Raw genomic sequence first — 20447 nt, forward strand, 5'->3', positions numbered from 1 at the left:
TACTCATTCTGATCAATTTGACGCGGATCAAGCAAAATCCCTTTTTGCCCACGTCCGTCAACATTCTTAGCCAGCAAGAGAGAGATACTGTTCATTCGTAATCCCCTGTCGTTGTGTACGCCGGAAGAAAACCTATGGACACATCAGCACATGAACCAGGCAAGACGGAACGTCTTGGCAGTGCCTGGCTTGGGACCATTCCGCACGATGATCCCTGGTACCACGGAACTGCGGACAGTCTTGATCGCGCATTCAACGCCTACATGGGACGTCTGACAGCAAATGTTTCACCGGCTTCGCTATGGTTGGCGTACTGCGACTGGATTATTCATTTACAGCTTTCCCCTTCCAAACAGCATCAGTTACTACTCGAAGCATGGAGAAAATATTGGCAGTGGCAGTCGCTCCATGCACACTCTTTCCTCCACCTGGAGGATATGCACCGGCAGCGCGTGGAACCGCTGCCACAGGATAAGCGCTTCGCCGGCGAAGGATGGAAGCAATGGCCGTTTGACGTGTTTTCACAAGGTTTCTTGCTGACGCAGCAGTGGTGGCATCGTGCAACAACCGGCGTGGTCGGTGTGTCTCGTCACCACGAACAGGTCGTGACCTTCGTTGCACGCCAATTACTTGACACACTGTCGCCATCCAATTATCTGCCGACCAATCCAGATGCGATTCAGGAGACCGTGCGCAGCAACGGAGCGAACCTGGTCCGCGGCGCGGTCAAGGAACGGAAAGATATTGAAGCTTTGATCACGGGCATTCCGCCGACCTCTGCGGACGGTCTTCGCGTCGGCAAGTCGCTGGGAATAACTCCCGGCAAGGTGATTTACAGGAACCGCCTCATTGAATTGATCCAGTACGCACCGACGACACCTGCGGTGCAGGCTCGCCCTGTCCTCTTTGTGCCGGCATGGATCATGAAATACTACATCCTCGATCTGTCGCCTGAAAACAGTCTGGTGCGCTACCTGGTCGGCCAGGGTTATACGGTATTCATGATCTCATGGAAAAATCCCGGGGTTAAAGACCGCGATTTGTCCATGGAAGACTATCGTCAGCTAGGCATCATGGCGGCAATCGATGCCATCGCGGAAGTCACTGGCTGTGACAAGCTCAATGCAGTCGGCTACTGCCTGGGCGGAACCCTGCTGTCGATCGCGGCAGCAACCATGGCCCGTGACGGCGACGAGCGCCTGTCGAGTATTTCACTCTTTGCCGCCCAGGTGGACTTCACCGAGCCGGGAGAACTGTCCCTGTTTATCGACGAGAGCCAGATCGCGCAGCTCGAAGCAAGTATGTGGGATCAGGGATTTCTCGATACCAAACAGATGGCGGGTGCTTTTCAGCTATTGCGCTCGAACGACCTGATCTGGTCACGCCGGTTAAACCAATATATTCTCGGGCAGCCGGAACGACGCAACGATCTCGCCGCATGGAACGCCGATGCGACACGCATGCCGTACCGCATGCATTCAGAGTATTTGCGTCGCTTGTTTCTAGGAAACGACTTTGCGGAAGGAAGGTACCGGGTCCACGGAAGAACGGTCGCCATCACGGATATCCGTGTCCCGATTTTCGCGGTCGGTACATTAACCGATCACGTTGCACCGTGGCGATCCGTATTCAAAATCCACTTGCTTGCAGATACCGAGGTGACATTCCTGCTGACCAGCGGTGGCCATAATGCGGGCGTGGTCTCGCCACCCGGGCAACCGAAACGAAGCTACCAAGTGGCCCGGCATCGGCACGACGACGCCTACATCGATCCTGATACGTGGGAAGCGACGGTGCCGACAACGGAAGGCTCGTGGTGGCCAGCGTGGGAGTCGTGGCTGAAAGCGAGTTCGGGTGAGTCCGTGCACCCGCCAGCCATGGGTAAAGCCCTATGCTCCGCACCCGGCACCTACGTGATGGTGACGTAAGCGAAATTGCCTTGACCATGGACTCGTCTGTCACGTCACCGCGAAATGCACAGCGGTCAGAAGCACCCCGATAAACGCGCTGACCGCGATCAATGCGCAGCCGATGACGTAGACGTAATTAAATCCGCCTGCGACATCCTCGTCGAAATCCTTGCGTCGGCGAAGTCCGATGAATGACCACGCAATCGCAATCATCGTGCTCATAAACGATCGGGTACGTGTTGTGTCGTTGTTCCTGTCGGTCATTGTCAATACTCCTTTTAGTGAATGCGCGCTCGGATAACAATCAAACCTCTGAATGCCTGATCGCAGGTCTAATCCGTGGGTATGCCACGAAAAAGCATGACGTCGATCGGGGTGACCATAGGACTGTCATTTCCCCAACTTGTCCGAGTATAAGAAACGACTGCGGCAATCTCGTGATCGTTCAGTGTTGTGCCAAATGGCGGCATGCCATAGGGTCGCGGATTGCCGCGTGTCACAGGCGCGAACCCTCCATTGAGGACGATGCGTATGGCGTTAACCGGAGAAGGCGCGCGCAATGTGGAACTGCCGGCTAACGGGGGGTAGGCAATGCCTGCCCCCTTCCCGTTCGCCTGATGGCATTCGGCGCAGTGACGTTCGTAAAGGCGCCCGCCGTCCCTGAGAACGGCAGTCGCTTCGGGTGATCTTTCGGCCGGAGCACTTCGTGCTACGGGCATGGCGCCGGTCGTTATGGATTTCAGATAGATGGCCATCGCTTCGATGTCCTCGCCCGACAGGTGCTGCAGGCTGGTGCTGACAACGCCCGCCATTGGACCAAAAGCGGCTCCGCGTGCCGACACGCCGGTATGCAGAAAGTCCTTCACATCCTTAACGCGCCAATCGCCAAGGCCTTCCTCGCCGCTTGAAGTCAACGCGGAGGCATACCAGTTCGACACCGGCATCATTCCTCCGGCCAAATCATTTTTCGGCGAGTTGGCACCCAGTGCGTTTCTTGCGGTGTGGCAGGCGCTGCAATGGCCAAGCCCTTTTACCAGATAGGCGCCGCGGTTCCATTGTGCAGTCTGGTGATCGGCCGGCACATATTCGCTTGGACGAAAGTACAGTGCGCGCCATGCGGCTAACAGAATCGGTTGGTTATAGGGAAAACGCAAGGCATGTATCCGATTATCCTGCTGGACGGGAGGAACGGTTTTCAGATAAGCAAACAACGCATCCGAATCCGCGCGCGTGACGTTGGTGTAATTCGTATAAGGGAATGCGGGATACAGCAGACGACCGCTCTTCGATTTGCCATGATGCAGCGCTCTCCAGAAATCATCGGGCGACCAGGTGCCGATCCCGGTCTCTGGGTCCGGGGTAATATTGGACGTATAGATGTCACCAAACGGCGTGCTGATCGCGCGCCCACCGGCGTACGCCATGCCGCCACGCACGGTATGGCATGCCATACAGTTACCTGCACGCGCAAGGTAGCGTCCACGCGAGGCCTCGCCAGCCATTTCGGTCGGCGCGCTGCGTGTGCTTGTGCTCAGCGGGTCGGTAAACATATCTCGCATCAATATGAAGGCCGGAATGGCAACAAGGATGAAAACACCGGCAACTATCGGCAATAAAAATCGTTTCATGTGGGTTCCTAAATTCCTGACTTCCTTGCGTCCTTCATGGATAAGGCACACTGCCGCAATCCAGCGGCAGTTTCATGCTCGCGGACGAAGCAGGCGTCATATCATCCGGAACGGGTTGGGATGCCAGCCATGCGGACACCGCCTGGATATCGGCCGGTTGCAGAACCCGGCTGATCTGTGCCATGCAGTCCGGCGCCGCGGCGTGCCTGGCTCCCGACTTCCATGCGCCGAACTGCGCATTCAGGTAGTCCCTCGGTAGTCCGACAAGGCTGGGAATAGTCGGCGTGGCGCCAGTCAGGTTCTTGCCGTGGCAAGCGATACAGGCCGGGATGTTGCGCGACGCGTCACCGTGGATGACCAGTCCGCGTCCATGCTCAAGCGTCGACCGGGAAAACGCCGATCGCTGTGCTGGCGGATATGGCAGTTGCTGGTCAGCGAAATACTGAGCGATCTCCTTCAGGTAAGCATCCGACATGTGCGCAACCATCGCATTCATTAACGGATACTGGCGCCGCCCTTCCCTGAAGTTGACAAGCTGGTTGTACAGGTAACCCGCCGGCTTGCCGGCAATACGTGGAAAAAATCCGTCCCGCGTTGCGCGTCCCTCCTTGCCGTGGCAAGTCGCGCATGCGGCGACGCGCTCGGCGGTTGTATCAATTTGCCGAACGGTAGGCTCGGAATTCGAGCCGCGTTGGATCAGAACGCTGGTGTCGTTCTCTGCCGCATGGCCAATACCGATCCATAGCAAAGGGAATAGAGTTGCAATAACGGTTGTTTTGGCTGTTGACCTGAGAGCTTGCCAGACATGGCTTTCTGTCCGAATGCAGGACGTCTGAAGGAAATTGCAAAAGGGTATGTGCACTGTGCCGCTCCGCAGATGATGTAACGATCGGGAGCTGTTATGGCTCCCCGATACAGAGCGATTCTGAACCGGTCCAGGCGGAGAAAACAGATTCAGCCGGCGGTTTTTTTTGCAGATCAGATGCGCTCGAAAAGCTGCCTTGCGCAGGGATATCGGTAACCCTGATCACTTTCCTGAGTATCCGGTCTGAGATCCCTGCTCTGTTGCCGGCATAAGAAATTTGCGGAATCCGTCTATCTGCTATGCTGTTTTTGTCCCTGCCTGCATCTGTTCTTTGGGAACGATGTATCGCACACTTTGACGGGGTTTGACGACAGGCTCCGGAATGGTGCGCACCGTACACGCAACCGGTTTGCACACGGCTGCAGGATAAGGGTGATCAGCTTGAGGGAGCGGTCGACATGATTTGGCAAAGAGTCCGCCGCCTGCTGGCCGAAACGGCGTTGCAACCAACTTGAAATAAAGCAATTGATGAAACGTTACGAGGCATTAGCAGAGGAAATCGCGCAATCCATCCGCACCGGCGTGATGAAGCTGGGTGATCGCTTGCCGTCGGTGCGTCATGCCAGTGCAAGCCGCGGCGTCAGTCCGTCCACGGTGTTCGAAGCCTATTATCTGCTGGAGGCACGCGGGCTGATTCGCGCGCGCGAACGTTCCGGCTATTTCGTGACCGCAGGCGGCAAGGTTCTGCCACCCGAACCGGGTATTTCGCGGCCAATCCACGGTGACGCGACAGTCGTCGATGTCAGCAAGCGGGTCTTCGATATCCTGCGCTCGACCAAGCTGCGGGATGTCGTCCCTTTCGGCTCGGCCTTTCCCAGCCCGCATCTGTTTCCTCTTCCGCGTCTGGCACGTGCCATGGCGTCAAGCATTCACCGCATGGACCCATGGAGTACGCTGGACGATCTTACGCCGGGCAATGCGCAGCTACGTCGCCAGATCGCCCTGCGTTATCTGGCGGACGGCCTGCATGTGCATCCTGACGACATCATTATCACGACAGGCGCGCTCGAAGCGCTGAACCTTTGCCTCCAGGCGGTTACGCGTCCCGGCGATGCCGTCATCATTGAATCGCCCACCTTCTATGCCGCGTTGCAGGCACTGGAGCGCATCGGGCTGCGTGCCATCGAGGTGCCAACACATCCACGCGAAGGTGTGGACCTCGATGCGCTCGCGCTGGCAATCGCGCGACACAAGCCAAAGGCTTGCTGGCTGATGACCAATTTTCAAAATCCCCTGGGAAGCCTGATGCCGGACGATAAAAAAAAGGCACTGGTGGCTTTGCTTGCAGAACATAACGTGCCGCTCATCGAAGATGACGTCTATGGCGAACTATATTTCGGCAACAAGCGCCCTGTTCCGGCCAAGGCGTTTGACGCCAAGGGACTGGTAATGCATTGTTCATCGTTTTCCAAATGCCTTGCCCCGGGATACCGTGTCGGCTGGACCACGCCGGGCCGGTATGTCGACGATGTCGTGCGTCTCAAGTTGACTATGACACTTGCAAGCTCTGCGCCTGCACAGGTCGCGCTGTCGGAGTATCTTGCCAAGGGCGGTTATGACAAACATCTGCGCCAGTTGCGGCACGCCCTGGAAGTCAACCAGACCGCAATGATGCAGGCCATCGTCCGGCACTTCCCGCGCGGCACCAAGGCAACGCGCCCGTCAGGCGGATATTTTCTGTGGATAGAACTGCCGGGCAAGCTGGACACGCTGGAAATTCAAAACAAGGCGATTGCGCTCGGCATCAGCGTGGCGCCGGGCCCGTTGTTTTCGGCGCATCGCGACTTCAACAACTGCTTGCGCCTGAATTACGGCCATGAATGGGATGCGCGTGCGGAGCAGGCTGTGGCGACACTGGGACGATTGATTACAACCTCAATGGAGAACGATCGATCGGGTTGATCCCTGCGCTTTCTGATATAGGCGCGGGCAGAGTGCAACGTATGAGTGTCAATCATTGACGCTGCGATGTGCGTGAGCCGTGGTTCAAACCGCTAGAAACGTCAGCAAACGTCAGCGTCAAATTTGAGCGTAAATGGTGACGATGTTTGACAGAAGGTGGTCATAGCCGCCACGCTCATGCACGAACCATTCGTCAAGTTCCGATACGCTGACCACCTCATAGAGTCTGAATTGCTGCCAACCCTTGTCGCGTTCGGCGTTGCCGGTGCCGCTTACCTGATAGCAAATCAGGAGCGCGTCGCCGAGCTTATCCAGGCCGTATACGCAGGGTTCAACAATCCGATCTCCACCGTAATACCTTAGCTTGAGTCGGCGTTTTGCCTCGATCGCTCGCACGATAAGTGGGTTCACTCGCTTCTCCCTGGCTTTGCCCATGTTCTGCAGCATGGGTTTCATCGTATTGAGAATACAACAATTTCATACGGGAATCGATCTATTAATTAAATAAAATAAGACCGCCTTTCTGCTCCGGTGTCAAATTTTACTTGCATATACAACTGTTGCATGTAATATGCTTGCATATGCATCTTTCGATGCACATGCACCGGACTTCGATATGACATCCAAACCAGCCCGACCCGAGGGTTGCACCAACTTCAAGCTGCGCCAGCTGATGCGCAGTGTGGGTCAACATTACGATGCAGCGATGCAACGTGCCGGCCTCAAAAGCACCCAGTATTCCCTGCTTTCACACATCTTGAAGCTCGGCCCAATCCAGCCGAACGTCCTTGCCCGATCCATGCGGATGGATGCGTCGACATTGACCCGTAATCTGCGCCCACTTGCCGATGCAGGCTGGATTGTCATCGGCGCAGGGGCAAACGACAGGAGTCGCAGCATCAGCATTACAGAGTCGGGGCGGCAGAAACGCGAAGAAGCGCAGCATCACTGGAAACAAGCACAGGAAACGCTTAATCGCACCCTGGGCGTGGAACGGGTGCTTGCCCTGCATGCACTGATCGATGATTCCCTCGATCTGCTTTCCACCCTCGATACGAAAACCGAAGAGTAAACACGCCGCATCGCGGCACAGAGACGGAAGCCCAACATGAACGAGACCCCCTCGCTGGATCCCCGCACCCGCCGTTTGCTCGAGGCTCCCATCCTGCCTACGCTGCTGCGCCTGGGGGCACCCAATGTCCTGGTAATGGTGGCCCAGGCATCGGTTGGTCTGATCGAAACCTATTTCGTCGGAAAACTCGGCACCCAAGCCTTGGCTGGCATGGCATTGGTCTTTCCTGTCGTCATGCTGATGCAAATGATGTCTGCTGGCGCCATTGGTGGCGGTATTGCATCCGCAATTGCACGCGCGCTGGGCGCCAAGCGTCGTGATGATGCCAATGATCTTGTTCTGCACTCATTGCTGCTCGCAGTGTTGTTTGGGCTGGCTTTCATGCTGATCGTTCTACCGGGCGGCTACTGGTTATACGGCAAGATGGGCGGCAGCGGCGAGGCACTGGACGCAGCACTGAAGTATTCAAACTGGGTGTTTGCCGGTGCGGTTATCGTATGGATTTTCAATTCTCTGGCGGCGGTAATCCGTGGTACCGGCAACATGGCGGTTCCGGCGATCGTTACCTGCGCCGGGTTGGTCATACTGGTTCCCCTTTCACCACTGTTGATTTTCGGCTGGGGACCAGTTCAGGGCATGGGCATCGCAGGTGGTGCAGCAGCTCTATTGTCGTATTACCTGGTGGGCAGTTTCGCTTTGGCTTGGTACCTGTGGTCGCCACACAGTCTGCTGCGTCCATCGTTCGAGGCAGTCCGGTTTCGCTGGACATTGTTCAAGGATATTCTTCGTGTCGGTCTGGCGGGCGCCATCTCGACCGTCGCCACCAATCTCGCGATCGGTATTACGACCATGCTGGTCGGCGGTTTCGGCACCGCCGCCATTGCCGGTTTTGGCACCGCCTCCCGTCTTGAATATCTTTTGGTACCGCTGGTCTTTGGTTTCGGCGGTCCGCTTGTTGCCATCGTCGGCACCTGCATCGGTGCCGGCAAGCGTGAACGCGCGCTGCATGCAACCTGGATCGGGGCGGGCATGGCAGCAGTCATCACAGAGGCAATCGGTCTGTTGGCAGCGACTTTTCCCCATGCCTGGCTGACCTTGTTCGACAGCGATCCGGCCATGCTCGACGCCGGCACGCAATACCTGCAAGCCGTTGGGCCGGTCTATGGCCTGTTTGGCCTGGGGTTGACACTGTACTTTGCTTCACAAGGTGCAGGACGTCTCAAGTGGCCGGTCGCGGGCAATGCGGCGAGGCTGGCAGTCGCCGCTATCGGCGGCTGGCTCGCCCTGCGGTACGGCGGAACGCTGATGCATATCTTCGCCATGCAGGCGGTAGCGCTGGTGATCTATGGTCTGATTAACGCATGGTCTATCGCGGGTGGAGCCTGGTTCGGTCCGATCGGGTGGCCGAGCAGCACTTCAACCCTGATGAAACGCATGCAGCAAAGCTGAGCGTTCGCGCAAAGCCACGACTCTTCGTTGCCTGCGTACACACAGGCATGTCGCGCCACACATAACTAGAGCGGATTTCATCGTGTGTACTGTCGCCTCGGTCCGCCTTGACGCGCAGGACGGCGTTGCTTGTCGCTTGTGTGGCCCGCCACACGGCACTTTCTCCGTACACCACGATGAAATCCGCTCTAGATGCTTCGGACGCATTCTTCTTCCGTCCACATTTCCAGTGGAAAACTATGTGGATATCTTTAAAGTCCTCTCATCCAGGCCTTGTGTTTAAAGGCTAAGGATACTTTGCTGAAAAATCAGGCAGTGCCATGGACGCCTGTCTCCTGGACTGCAATCGATCGGATTTATGTCCACAAATAGAGAATCCACAAAAACCAGACGGCAAACTGATGTTATTTTTGCCATGTATTCGCTACCGGCATTTTCAGGTTATATCGGTATGGCATCAGTCGCTTGCGTGCACACGCCGTTATTAATCGTCCGGCGTGATGTGCGGCACCGATCCATGATGGTATGTCTGGTCCGCTCAGGAAAGTTAAGCATCGGAGGAAAGCAGTGAGTTCCACTCAGGACAACGGAGAATCATGGACGACATCGAATCAGATCAGGAAGATGCTTTTTCCTGATGTGGTTATTGAACGCGTCGATAAGGAAACCGAGGTAATCGTGGAGGAAGCCATCGCCTTGCTTGGAACGCGTGGCCTCCGTGAGGCGTCCGAGTTCATTAACGCAAGGAAGGTCCCGCTCCATGTTGCCAAGCGTGTGTTGTTGCATCCTGCAGAGCGCCGCCGGGCGAAACCTAGTTAAGTCACCTTCCGCTTTTACTTTTATTTCTCTGCGGCTCTTCTCGTGACTTGAAAATCTGCCTGCATCGCGCTCGAACCCTATCCTGCTGTGGCTGGTCGCGATCGGCTTCTTCATGCAAATTCATCGCTGCTTCGTATCGGCATTTTGAAATTTTTGATGCAGATCATGGTTTTGCAACATCCGAATGCATAGCATCCGCATAGTGCATTAGCGATCCCTTGGCAGGCATGGTGAGCATGCGTTCACCACGGTGCGCTGTCAGCCCTTCAACACATCGAGACAAGTGAGCATCAGTATGCGTTTGCGTTCTTCCCACGCCTCCGTCAGGTCGATACAGGCAGACCATGATCTGCTCAACGCTGTCATACAGGCCATGGTGCATATCGTGCGTGCCATTGACAAAGGGGGTAAAGCGCCGGACCTGAAGGTGTTTCGGGCGATGCTTTTTTACATCCGCGAATATCCGGAGAAAATGCACCATCCCAAGGAAGACTATCTCTTGTTTCCGCTTGTGCGAAAGCGCACGCATGAAGTGGATCAGGCCATCGCGGAACTCGAAGCCCAGCATACACTTGGCGACCGACTGGTGCTGCAACTGGAGCATGCCCTTGCCCGCTACGAACTCGAAGGCAAGCCGGCGTTTGAGCCGTTCTATCTGATGGTCGAACAGTACGCCGGCTTTTACTCGGCGCACATGCGTCTTGAAGAAGACAAGATACTGACGACCGCGATGGAAGTCCTGACCGACGAAGACTGGAAAAAGCTTGATGCCGCCTTTACCAATCATGAAGATCCATTGATCGGCAGCCAGTACAAGGAGAGCATGGAAAAGCTATTCTCACTGATCGTCAATCTCGCCCCCTCTCCGATTGGAGTCGGTCCGGCGCTGTAGCGCTGTAATTAAAAGGCAGGCGAGCGAGCCGCAGAGGTCGTGGCTCGCCTTGCGGCCGTTTAACAAGCGCATGTTGCGTATCTTGCCGCGCACCTTATACCAATCCCGACCTGTAACGTGACAAATGAGATCGATGGATTTTTTTGACTGGCAAGGCGCAGGAGGAGTCAATAGCGAGCTATTGACGACGAGTGCAACGCAGCCAGGCGGCTCGGCGCCCCCGAAAAAAGACGCGATCTTATGTTGCGTTATGGGTTGGGATTGGTATTACGTCCGTTCTAGCAGCGAGGATCGTTATACGTTCCTGATTTTCAGCTCGCTTTTCAGGCGCCACCTGCATCCCCGGCGTCGCTGGTTCCTGACGGTTGGGCAGGGCCTCTCTGCCCTGGGTTAAGCCCCTGATCGCCGGGGTTATGTTGCTTTACAGGGGCTTCACCTGGTGGCGTGGTTTTCTCCCGTTCCGCTGCTTTAGTCGCCGCATCCCTTGTATCGGACTGCGCATCTTGCTGTCGGGTACTTTCTGCCATTACGTTCTCCGAAAATTTGAATCGACTCTATTCTCAATAGAACCATTCGGAGGTAGAAAGTTTGGACGATGAGCACAATTAACGAGGATCGGTGCCGAAGCACAAGCTGCGGTAACGACACCATTACACCGACGGGATCCGGCGCAGCGCTTTCCAGGAAAGAATAATTCTCGATTTCGCTGTCCTCGATAATCCAGGTAACCTTCCCGTGCCGCAGGCCGCACTGCCAGGGGATGTCAACATTTAGAAGTTATAGGCGACGTTGACACCACCGCCCCAGTCAGGGCTGCCATCAGAAAAGCCTTTCGTCGCATAGGCCTGTAATTTGTAGCCGCCGCCAAGCTTGCGCGAATAGAACGCGGTCAGTTCACGTTGTGCGAAACCGGCGTCCGTAGATTTGGTGCGAAAGTCCAGCATCGCGCCAATATTTGCCTGCTGATCGAGCTTGTATGAGAGGCCTGCGTTGGCGCTGATGACATCCTTGAGCTTCAGTACTTCTGATGATCCCAGCATGCCGTAGCCAATGCCGCCGAACCATGTCAGGTCGCCCATCCTGGTGTACGGGTCGATCATGATCCAGTAATCGTTTTCACCGGTCCCAAGGCCTTTGTCGCTGTCGGCAGTACCAAACTTGATCTTTGCCGTGACATCGATACCAGTCTGCGATTTCGGGTCGAGCATGAAAGAATAGATTGCGCTCGTGGTCAGGTCTCCCATGCCGGAGTCCGTACGCGTCGTGGTCGAGGTCTGGCGCACGGCGCCCACGCCGGCGATAACATTGTCAGAACCTGTGATGCGCACGTAGGGAATGGACGCTTTCAATGTCCAGTTGCCGCTCTCGTAGGTGCCGATAAACGGGATGGCTGTAATCTCGGTATGGGTATCGGTACCGTATTTGCCCGTGGTGTAGTCGTATCCCGTTTTGAAAGTGAAATTGCCTTCGGCGAACGCTGCATGGGACAGCAGCGCGGCTGCGAGGAGACTCAGTTTTTTCATGTTGATAACAATCGTTGTTTCAATAAAAAGCCGGGCAACGCTTGTTGCCCGGCTGGATAGAGCTAGTGAGTTTATGGCGGGCTTGACCGGTTAGTTGCGGCGAGTCTTCTCGACTTTTTCGGGGCGCTCGATTTTCTCGACCTTTGCGACTTTCTCCACCTTTTCAAGCTTTTCGACCTTTTCCACTTTTTCTATTTTGTCGACCCTGGCAGGTTTCTCTGCTTTGAACGCGGAGATGGCTTCACGTTTTTCTGCAGCTAAGGCCTTGTTCTCGGCCGCACGCGCTTGACCCGCCTGTGCCGATTCGGGCAGCACAACCGTAGCTCCATGGGTTTTCGCTGTTACGCCGGAGGGCACAGTTGCGCCGGCTTTGTAGACGGTTGCGCCTTTTCTGGCAGTGGTTGTTGCGGGAGCCGTAGTGGTTGTCGTTGTTGCCGTCGTGGTTGTGGTCGGCGCTGTCGTAGCGGTTGCCGTTGTTGTGCCGGTTGCCGAATCGATGCTTGTCGTTGCGGTGACCTGCGTCGTCGTTGGTGTGGTAGTCGCCGTTGCAGGCGTGGTTGCGGTCGTAGTTGTTGTTTCTGTCGCAGATGTTGTCGATGCGGTCTGTGCAAATGCAGTACCGGCAGACAAGAGGGCTGCTGTGAGTGCGGTCAGGATAAGAGCAGGACGTGCAGTCTTAATACTTTTCATAGTGGTCTCCAAAGGCGGATATCAAGTAGGCATTGCCAGATGAATACTAACCATGGAGCGCTGAAACATGATCGCGTAAAGGTGTTTCAGCTGTAAGTGAATGTTAATACCTGGAAATATTATCTGTTCGCCACAATTGACGAATGACCTACGTCGTTCTATTCTGTCAGCTATCGTTTCATCTGACAGAATAATATCCATATGGCAAGCAGGGCTCCTATACAGGTCATGGCCGATGAAGATGGCAGTTCCGACGAACCCGGCGTCGCCGCGGTAAATCGCGCGCTCAGTATTCTCGACGCATTCACTGAAGACGCGCCTATGCTGACACTAGCCCAACTCAGCCAGCGGACTGGTCTCTACAAAAGCACGATCTTGCGCCTGATGCAATCGCTCGAATCCTACGGCTACATCCATAGGCTCGACAGTGGCGTCTACATGCTCGGGCCTTCACCGATCCGGCTCGCCGCTCTCGCCACCAAGGCATTGCATCCTGCAGAGCTGGTCATGCCTGTATTGCGTGAACTGGTGCAGGCCACAAGTGAAAGCGCGTCCTTTTACGTGCGCTCCGGCACGATGCGTCTTTGCTCATTCAGGGTCGATTCTCCTCGTGCCGTACGGGACCACGTTCAAGTCGGTGAACTGCTGCCGCTGGACAAGGGCGCGGCAGGCCATGTACTCGTTGATTTCGAGCGCTTTGCGTCCGATGCCGACACACTCGGCGCCGAGAGCCTGATACGGATTACGCGCGGTGAGCGCGATGTGGAAACCGCTGCAGTTGCTTGCCCCGTATTCGGTGAAAAAAATGCGCTGCAGGGTGCACTCAGTCTGTCCGGACCCATTACAAGGTTTGGCGATGCAGAGGTAGCGGCGATGATTCCAGTCCTGATTGCCGCGGCAAGGACATTGACCATACGCTTCAAAGGCAACCCGTCAGCGTTTTCATTTGCGAATGCGACTTTCGGATGAGATCTTCCATGTTGGATAGCAACACCAGTACAGGATATCAATGACAACGCTACTTTCAGGAATCAAGGTACTTGACCTGACCAATGTCCTTGCCGGTCCCTTTACCGGCTATCAAATGGCACTGCTTGGTGCCGATGTCACCAAGGTGGAAACACCTGGCTCCGGGGATCTGGCGCGACAGCTCGGTGCCGATGCCGGTCTGAACCGGAAGAACATGGGCACCTCCTTCCTTGCCCAAAACGCGGGCAAGCGCTCCATCGCCTTGAACCTTAAATCCGCTGCGGGCAAGAAGGTATTTACCAGGCTGGTGCAGCAGGCGGATGTGGTTCTTGAAAATTTCCGCCCCGGCGTCATGGATCGCCTCGGCCTCGGCTATGACGCCCTAAAACTGATTAACCCCGGCTTGATCTACTGCGCAATTTCAGGATTCGGACAGACCGGCCCACTGGCCAACGCACCTGCCTACGACCAGATCATTCAGGGCCGGTCCGGCGTGATGAGTATTACCGGAGACGAGGCGACAGCGCCACTGCGGGTCGGCTATCCGGTATGCGACACCATTGGCGGCATGACGGCGGCCTTCGCCATTTCATCGGCGCTGGTGCGGCGGGAACGAAGCGGCGAAGGGGCCTTTCTCGACGTATCAATGCTGGACTCGGCCATTGTCACCATGGGATGGATCGTTTCCAATCAGTTGATCGCCGGACAGGCGCCTGTGCCGATGGGGAATAACAATTTCACAGCAAGTCCGTCCGGGACCTTCCGTACCGGGTCCGGGCTGCTCAATATTGCGGCGAACAAGCAGGAGCAGTTTGAAACGCTGTGCCAGGTCATCGGCCGGCCGCAACTCATCGCAGATTCGCGATTCGCAGCACGTGAGTCGCGCAAGCAGCATCGCGCCGCACTGACTCAGGCCATCGAAGACGCGCTGTCGGAAAACACGGCTGCCCACTGGGAAGACGTGCTGACTGCAGCCGGCGTACCCGCCGGACAGGTGCTCAGCGTGGAGCAGGCTTTGAACCAGGAGCAGATTGCCCACCGCGAACTGCTGATGAGCCTGCCCTTCAACGACGGCATCAGAGACAGCATCACGGTAACGCGCAGCGGGTTCAAGGTAGATGGTGATGTAACCCGCGTTGAACAAGGACCACCGCGCCTCGCGGAGCATACGACAACTATTTTGCAGGAAGCCGGCTACACGCCTGAGGAAATCGATCAGTTGCGATCGGAAGGAGCCATATGACTATGACTACCGGAGCGGAAAGCAAGGACTGGCTTGCCAGGGCAAAGGATTGGTGGAGCACCAAAATTATCGATATTCGCCCGGGCATCATCCGCGTCAAGGGCAAGCCTATCGAAGACCTGATCGGCAACATCAGCTATGCGCATATGGTGTGGCTGATGTGTCGCGACGACGAACCGAGTCCGGCGCAGGCCAGACTGCTGGAGGCCGCGCTTGTTTCGGCTGTCGATCATGGTCCGCAGGCTCCTTCGATCGCTATTTCGCGCATGGCGGTGACCTGCGGCCTTCCGCTTAATGGCGCGATGGCATCCGCGATCAACGTGCTGGATGACGTCCATGGCGGCGCGGGTGAACAATGCCTCGCGCTATTCGAGTGCATTCGTTCTTATGCTGCTTCAAAATCAGTGTCGGATGCGACCGAACAGGCACTGGATGAGTACAGCAACACGCATGGAAAAATAATTCCGGGATATGGACACCGTTTTCATCCGGTTGATCCACGTGCGGTCAGGCTGCTTGCCCTCATCGACGAAGCCGCCGACGCCGGCGTTGTGACAGGACATTACGCCGAGATTGGCCGACAGGTAGAAACTTCTCTTGGCAAGCGAAGCGGACGCCACATCCCGATGAATATCGACGGTGCGACCGCCGTCGTCTACGGTGAACTCGGTTTCGAGCCGGAACTCGCGAGGGGCTTGTTTATCCTGTCGCGCTCGGTCGGCATCCTGGCGCACGCGTGGGAACAGAAACAACAGGGCGGACGTATCAAGGGACCGATGCCACCCGATATGGGCTATCGCTATACCGGGAAATAGACGCCCTTTAACAATATCCCAGAATATCCCAAGTATCAGCTTTGCTGTCTCAGCGCTCCTGAAACGACGACTTGAACTTGTTCGCTTAAATACATCAACCTGCTCGCCATGAAATGGAGCGTAGGTGCCGCATATTTCTTGCAACGGCACTCCAATCAGGATAATTTCCTCAGCGACTGTTGCCAAAGAAGTCGTTCGGGCGTTCTTCAACCTGACCCTCTAATACCGATTCCAACCTGTAACGTTACGAATGACACCGATGGATTTGTTTTGGCTGGCAAGGCGCAGGAGGAGTCAATAACGGGCTATTGACGACGAGTGCACCGCCGGCAGGCGGCTCGGCGCCCCCCGGAAAAAGACGCGATGTCATGGTGCGTTATGGGTTGGGAGTGGTATAAGTGCGATTGAATTGCTGCCGCAGATAAGCAAGGAAGGTTTCGTCCACGGACATGGTCTTTCCTTCCGCATCGGCAAGCTTCGCTACCGGCTGTCCATTACACGTGATGAGCTTCATGACGATATTCAGTGTGTCGATACCCATATCATTGGTCAGGTTGGTTCCGATGCCAAAACCCATCTGTACGTAATCGGCAAATTCCCGATGCAATGCCAATGCCTTTGGCAGGTTCAGGCTGTCGGAGTAAACGAGTCTCTTCGTATGCGGATCGATGCGAAGCTTCGCATAATGGGCGAGTGCCTTCCTGGTCCATTCCGCAGGATCGCCGGAGTCGTGACGCAAGCCGTCGAAGAGTTTGGCAAAGTACAAGTCGAAATCATTCAGGAAAGCGTCCATACCAACCACATCGGTCAGTGCGATGCCAAGGTCGCCTCGATACTCCTGCACCCACGCCTCGAGCGAAGCCTTTTGGAACTGCTTGAGCTGCACACCGACTGCCTGGAATGTCTGCAGGTATTCGTGCGCCATCGTGCCGATAGGTACCAGGCCATATTTGCGCGCCAGGTGCACGTTGGAAGTGCCCTTGAAATAGGCAGGGAGCTCACGGCTCAGCGTAGCCACCGCTTCGTCATGCCAGCTCGCAGAAAACCGCCGGCGCGTGCCAAAGTCAAAGAACTGGAATGGATGTACGCGCTCGGCCGTTTCCGGTCCCTTCTGCCGCAGGAGCTCAACCTTTGCCTGCATGCGCCTTCGCCCTTCCGCCATTGCGGCATCCTGGTCCACGCTGCGGAAGTAGAGCTCGTTGACGATTGACAGTACATAGACCTCAAAACCCATTACATGGATTTGCGGCCCTTGCGCAACGATGACAAGATCATCACCGTCTTCCTCAATGCGGATGTAGCGTCGCTGAAAGTGGAAAATCCGCAGGAAATCGATGAAGTCCGATTTGAAGTACGGCCGCATGCGGAGATATTCCAGATCATCATCCGTAAAGCGCATCGCACACAAAGCATCAAGCTGCGCCTCGACATCGTACCGAAGCGAGCTCAAGGGATACGCCGGCTTGTTGCGGCATTTGAAGCGATATTCGGACTGATTGGCCGGGAATGCATGCAGCAGTGACTGCCACATCGTGAATTTGTACAGGTCCGTGTCGAGCAGGCTCTGAATCACCGGCTGAAAGGGTTTTTTCATGTCTATCGTTTTCCGTATCTAGTCCAGTAGTTCAGCGGCCTCATTCGCCGTCAAGCGTTCTACGCCTTGTGCGCCTGCCCGTTCAAAGAATCCACGTTCCGCTGCGTCGAAACCCGTAACCGCACTCATGCAATCCCGCAGCAGAACCATGCGTGGCAGGCGCAGATTTTTACCCCTGGCATAGCCGAGAAGTTGTTCGACGCTCGCCGCCACGCAGTGACTGGACGCTTCGCCGGCGATCAGCAGAAGATCCGTGTTCCTAAGCAGGTCTGTTGCGAGACGCTCATTGAATTTCGTCGCTTCCTCGTCTTCATGGGGCACTTCGGCTTCGAACACGCCATAGTGTTCCGACAGGGGATATTGCCCCTTCAACACCCTGGTAACCGGGCACTGACGGGCAAACTCCCAGGCATTCAGTTGTTGTGACAACGCCGTATGGATATTGTGACCCCATGTCCCGGTTACGCAGTGTACGGGCCAGGCAATCAACTGGTGCCTGCCAAGCTGTTCGAGTTTTTCCAGCATGGCGGTCACAGACGGCAGCAGGCTGCAATCGCGTGGAATATATTCTCCGTTACGTAGGCTGTCGAGGGTGATGATGGTGAACGGCGGGACTTCGCCTCCATCGTGTGCAGCCCAGAAGGTGGTGCGCTCGACCGCGACGCTGGCGTGAGAATCGAGCGTCACCGTGATGGAGGACAGTGCTGATCCATGTCCCGCTATAAAAGCGGCAAGTCGTTTCATGTCTTCATCGGCACCCGTAACAGGCAGGGCGGCACCCAGGATATCGCAGAAATCATTCTGTGGGTCAATGATAAGCAGGTTGACGTTCATGGCAGATGCGTTTAAAAACGGTAAGTCTTTTGCGGAGGAGATCCAGTGTATCCTACTTGGACCGGCTTATATCCGCCAGATCGCCTCCCCAGGATCGCCTTCAGTCATAAAGCGATCCTCAAGACTGCGGTGATACGGGACCTGCTAAACAATCGGTGTGAGCCAGTGGATAGACAGCGAGGCTGCGCTTATCGAACATACTAAAACGAGCACGACACACCTCGCGATGCGCCATTTATCTTCAACAGGCAATGCATGTGAATCGGAAGTGGCATCAGAAGCAGGATTAGTGTTCATGGTTATCTCCATCGTAAAATAAAAGGTAAAAATATTCTTGAAGCTGCTTTCAGGCGTATTGCGCAATGCCGTCGCCAAACGACCAGTTTTCCTTTTTGACCTCGACCAGGTTGATGATGACGTCGGCCATCGCAAAGGCTCCGTTAATTGCGATCAGTTCTGCCATGTGCTGAAAAAGATCTTTTTTCGCCTGAACGCTGCGGCCTTCACTACAGGTGATCTGTACAAAGACGACCCGGGCCGAGTGCGCAATACCTAGATAAGCGGGTGTACAGACCAGGTCATCCGGACCATGCTCACTGATGACCTGAAAACGATCGTCCTCCGGAACCTTGAAGGTCTCGACCAAAGCCTGGTGAATTGCATCAGACACGTGCCGCTTGATCTCCGGCGCACTTCCTTGCGGCAAATAAATACGTACGAATGGCATGATTTACTCCTTTTCAATGTGATTCCGTTTTCGAATAATCGGGTGACAGGAGGACTATAGGCAGCTAATATACATTTGTAAAATTCGAAGTTTTAAAGAAATACTTTAAATTTACTCATATATGAGCAAACATATGAGCAGACTTCTGTTGGACCTGGATTTGCTGAGGACGCTTGTGACCGGCATTAGCATGGGCAGCTTTGCGCGCGCCGCGGACAAGATTGGCCGCTCGCAATCGGCGTTAAGCCTGCAGATGAAAAAACTGGAAGAGCAGCTGGACGTCGAAATTTTCGAAAAGCAGGGTCGCTCGCTTACCCTGACCGCTGCGGGAAGAACCCTGCATGATTATGCCCAGCGCATGCTGGAGCTCAACGAGGAAACGGTCGCCGCAGTGCGTGGCTCGGCCGTTATGGGCAGTGTACGCTTCGGCATGTCGGTGGATTTTGAAAACACCTGGCTGCCCGCCACATTGGCAAGGTTTGCCCGCTCGCATCCCCAAGTTGCCATCGAAATCCGCATGGACCGCAACTCCGCACTGGCCGTCCAGGTGGATCGCGGTGAAATCGATATCGCGCTGATCTTTTCCAATGAAAAAACGGAAGGCGCGGAGCCAATCGCCGAACTCGACATGGTGTGGATAGGTCGGCCGGATTTATCGCTCGCCCCGGATGAGCCGCTGCCGCTTCTACTGCTGGAACAACCCTGCGTATTCCGGCAGGCGGCCATCAAGTCACTGGACGATGCCGGTATCAAATGGCGTATCGCGGTGACCAGCCCCAGCCTCGGAGGGTTGTGGGCAGCAGCGGAAGCCGGCATTGGTGTCACAGTCAGATGCGCCGTAGCGGCGCCACGGGGCCTGACGAACGTTGGCATCGAACGCCGGTTGCCGACGCTGCCTGGCATTGGTCTGGTGATCCGTCACGGACACAAACCGATAACGCCTGCGATTGCACGATTGCGTGAAGTCATATTGGAGGTGTTGCATGAAAATCTTCCGCCTGAGGTCCTCCAGACACCGGCGGACGCGCTGTCTGCCAACTAAGTGAGGTAAGGCTATACGTCAGCTTATTTAGCTGATGGAGTAATGATGGTGCAGTTGAAAAAAGCTTTTCCGCGTACGCCGCCGCACTGACCGAGGCAACTCAGACAGTTCTTTACCGGCTGGAACGTTTACGGTCTAATTGTCATTCTGAAAACCAAGAGGCTCCCATGGCAAAGGCATCCTGCCCCCAATGCAAAGCAAAAACCGCTTCCAGCGCACATGTCTGCCCGGCCTGCGGTTTTCCGCTGACTCCGCCACAGCCTGTGCGCCATCGCCAGTGGCCAACGAAAAAGGAAAATATGAGTGGATTTTCCAAAGCCTTGCTGCTGATCGGTGGCGTGTTCGCAGCGCTCCTTTTCCTGACCGATTAAGCCGCCAAGCATTCAAAATCGCAATTGGCCATACGCCTGGATTACCAAGCCCTTGGTTGCATAAATTTAGCCTGATAGAGTTCACCCATTAAAACGGGGCGC

General features: G+C 55.6%; 22 protein-coding genes. 11 read left to right on the top strand and 11 right to left on the bottom strand.

Features of this window, described 5'->3' with window-relative positions:
• Window positions 1-134: 134 nt before the first annotated feature.
• Window positions 135-1928: a PHA/PHB synthase family protein gene (locus ASE07_RS14070; RefSeq protein ID WP_082584150.1), complete on the top strand. Its 1794-nt coding sequence runs from the start codon at window positions 135-137 to the stop codon at window positions 1926-1928.
• A 30-nt stretch (window positions 1929-1958) separates the two neighbouring features.
• On the opposite strand, the gene ASE07_RS14075 is transcribed toward ASE07_RS14070, so the two are convergent.
• The 3 genes from ASE07_RS14075 to ASE07_RS14085 form a co-directional block, all read right to left on the bottom strand.
• The gene (locus ASE07_RS14075) at window positions 1959-2174 is read right to left on the bottom strand and encodes a DUF2970 domain-containing protein (protein ID WP_057291469.1); all 216 of its coding nucleotides are present in this window, start codon (window positions 2172-2174) and stop codon (window positions 1959-1961) included.
• Window positions 2175-2242: 68 nt separating this feature from the next.
• Entirely contained in the window at window positions 2243-3538 is a 1296-nt protein-coding gene (locus tag ASE07_RS14080) for a cytochrome c (protein WP_057291470.1), read from the bottom strand.
• Window positions 3539-3572: 34 nt separating this feature from the next.
• Complete coding sequence (locus tag ASE07_RS14085) at window positions 3573-4238, bottom strand: c-type cytochrome (RefSeq protein ID WP_057291517.1); 666 nt, start codon at window positions 4236-4238, stop codon at window positions 3573-3575.
• Between the two features lie 633 nt (window positions 4239-4871).
• Here ASE07_RS14085 and ASE07_RS14090 point away from each other — a divergent pair.
• Entirely contained in the window at window positions 4872-6305 is a 1434-nt protein-coding gene (locus tag ASE07_RS14090) for an aminotransferase-like domain-containing protein (protein WP_057291471.1), read from the top strand.
• 117 nt (window positions 6306-6422) lie between these two features.
• On the opposite strand, the gene ASE07_RS14095 is transcribed toward ASE07_RS14090, so the two are convergent.
• Window positions 6423-6752 carry a hypothetical protein gene (locus ASE07_RS14095; RefSeq protein WP_156396629.1) on the bottom strand — a complete coding sequence of 110 codons (330 nt, stop codon included), beginning with the start codon at window positions 6750-6752 and terminating at the stop codon, window positions 6423-6425.
• A 169-nt stretch (window positions 6753-6921) separates the two neighbouring features.
• On the opposite strand from ASE07_RS14095, the gene ASE07_RS14100 reads away from it, so the two are divergent.
• Together ASE07_RS14100 and ASE07_RS14105 are read left to right on the top strand one after the other, a co-directional pair.
• Entirely contained in the window at window positions 6922-7377 is a 456-nt protein-coding gene (locus ASE07_RS14100; RefSeq protein ID WP_057291518.1) for a MarR family winged helix-turn-helix transcriptional regulator, read from the top strand.
• Between the two features lie 36 nt (window positions 7378-7413).
• Complete coding sequence (locus tag ASE07_RS14105) at window positions 7414-8826, top strand: MATE family efflux transporter (protein ID WP_057291473.1); 1413 nt, start codon at window positions 7414-7416, stop codon at window positions 8824-8826.
• 594 nt (window positions 8827-9420) lie between these two features.
• Here the strand turns inward: ASE07_RS14105 and ASE07_RS14110 are convergent.
• Window positions 9421-9759, bottom strand: coding sequence for a hypothetical protein (locus ASE07_RS14110; RefSeq protein ID WP_057291474.1), 339 nt, complete (start codon window positions 9757-9759; stop codon window positions 9421-9423).
• Between the two features lie 181 nt (window positions 9760-9940).
• Between ASE07_RS14110 and ASE07_RS14115 the strand changes: the two genes are divergently transcribed.
• Complete coding sequence (locus ASE07_RS14115; protein WP_082584152.1) at window positions 9941-10537, top strand: hemerythrin domain-containing protein; 597 nt, start codon at window positions 9941-9943, stop codon at window positions 10535-10537.
• Window positions 10538-10860: 323 nt separating this feature from the next.
• Here ASE07_RS14115 and ASE07_RS28835 read toward each other — a convergent pair whose 3' ends face one another.
• From ASE07_RS28835 to ASE07_RS28840, 3 genes are all read right to left on the bottom strand, one after another.
• A complete protein-coding gene (locus tag ASE07_RS28835) occupies window positions 10861-11064 on the bottom strand; it encodes a hypothetical protein (RefSeq protein WP_156396633.1) in 204 nt (67 codons plus the stop codon).
• A 243-nt stretch (window positions 11065-11307) separates the two neighbouring features.
• Window positions 11308-12060, bottom strand: a complete 753-nt coding sequence (locus tag ASE07_RS14125) for a hypothetical protein (RefSeq protein ID WP_057291477.1) — start codon at window positions 12058-12060, stop codon at window positions 11308-11310.
• 90 nt (window positions 12061-12150) lie between these two features.
• On the bottom strand, window positions 12151-12375 hold the full coding sequence (locus ASE07_RS28840) for a hypothetical protein (RefSeq protein WP_156396635.1): 225 nt from the start codon (window positions 12373-12375) through the stop codon (window positions 12151-12153).
• Between the two features lie 103 nt (window positions 12376-12478).
• On the opposite strand from ASE07_RS28840, the gene ASE07_RS28845 reads away from it, so the two are divergent.
• The 4 genes from ASE07_RS28845 (at window position 12479) to ASE07_RS14150 (ending at window position 15777) form a co-directional block, all read left to right on the top strand.
• Entirely contained in the window at window positions 12479-12793 is a 315-nt protein-coding gene (locus ASE07_RS28845; RefSeq protein ID WP_156396636.1) for a hypothetical protein, read from the top strand.
• Window positions 12794-12951: 158 nt separating this feature from the next.
• On the top strand, window positions 12952-13719 hold the full coding sequence (locus tag ASE07_RS14140) for an IclR family transcriptional regulator (RefSeq protein WP_057291480.1): 768 nt from the start codon (window positions 12952-12954) through the stop codon (window positions 13717-13719).
• 40 nt (window positions 13720-13759) lie between these two features.
• Window positions 13760-14962: a CaiB/BaiF CoA transferase family protein gene (locus ASE07_RS14145; protein ID WP_057291481.1), complete on the top strand. Its 1203-nt coding sequence runs from the start codon at window positions 13760-13762 to the stop codon at window positions 14960-14962.
• 2 nt (window positions 14963-14964) lie between these two features.
• Window positions 14965-15777: a citryl-CoA lyase gene (locus tag ASE07_RS14150; protein WP_057291482.1), complete on the top strand. Its 813-nt coding sequence runs from the start codon at window positions 14965-14967 to the stop codon at window positions 15775-15777.
• Window positions 15778-16153: 376 nt separating this feature from the next.
• On the opposite strand, the gene pncB is transcribed toward ASE07_RS14150, so the two are convergent.
• From pncB to ASE07_RS14165, 3 genes are all read right to left on the bottom strand, one after another.
• Complete coding sequence (pncB, locus tag ASE07_RS14155) at window positions 16154-17371, bottom strand: nicotinate phosphoribosyltransferase (protein ID WP_057291483.1); 1218 nt, start codon at window positions 17369-17371, stop codon at window positions 16154-16156.
• A gap of 18 nt (window positions 17372-17389) precedes the next feature.
• Window positions 17390-18205, bottom strand: coding sequence for an isochorismatase family protein (locus ASE07_RS14160; protein WP_057291484.1), 816 nt, complete (start codon window positions 18203-18205; stop codon window positions 17390-17392).
• A gap of 346 nt (window positions 18206-18551) precedes the next feature.
• The gene (locus ASE07_RS14165) at window positions 18552-18932 is read right to left on the bottom strand and encodes a tautomerase family protein (RefSeq protein ID WP_057291485.1); all 381 of its coding nucleotides are present in this window, start codon (window positions 18930-18932) and stop codon (window positions 18552-18554) included.
• A gap of 133 nt (window positions 18933-19065) precedes the next feature.
• On the opposite strand from ASE07_RS14165, the gene ASE07_RS14170 reads away from it, so the two are divergent.
• A complete protein-coding gene (locus ASE07_RS14170; RefSeq protein ID WP_057291486.1) occupies window positions 19066-19974 on the top strand; it encodes a LysR family transcriptional regulator in 909 nt (302 codons plus the stop codon).
• A 167-nt stretch (window positions 19975-20141) separates the two neighbouring features.
• Window positions 20142-20345 (top strand): hypothetical protein, encoded by a 204-nt coding sequence (locus ASE07_RS14175; protein WP_057291487.1) that lies wholly within the window; start codon window positions 20142-20144, stop codon window positions 20343-20345.
• The last annotated feature ends 102 nt before the right edge of the window (window positions 20346-20447 follow it).

The organism is Noviherbaspirillum sp. Root189, from assembly GCF_001428545.1.
Classification (GTDB): Bacteria; Pseudomonadota; Gammaproteobacteria; order Burkholderiales; family Burkholderiaceae_D; genus Noviherbaspirillum.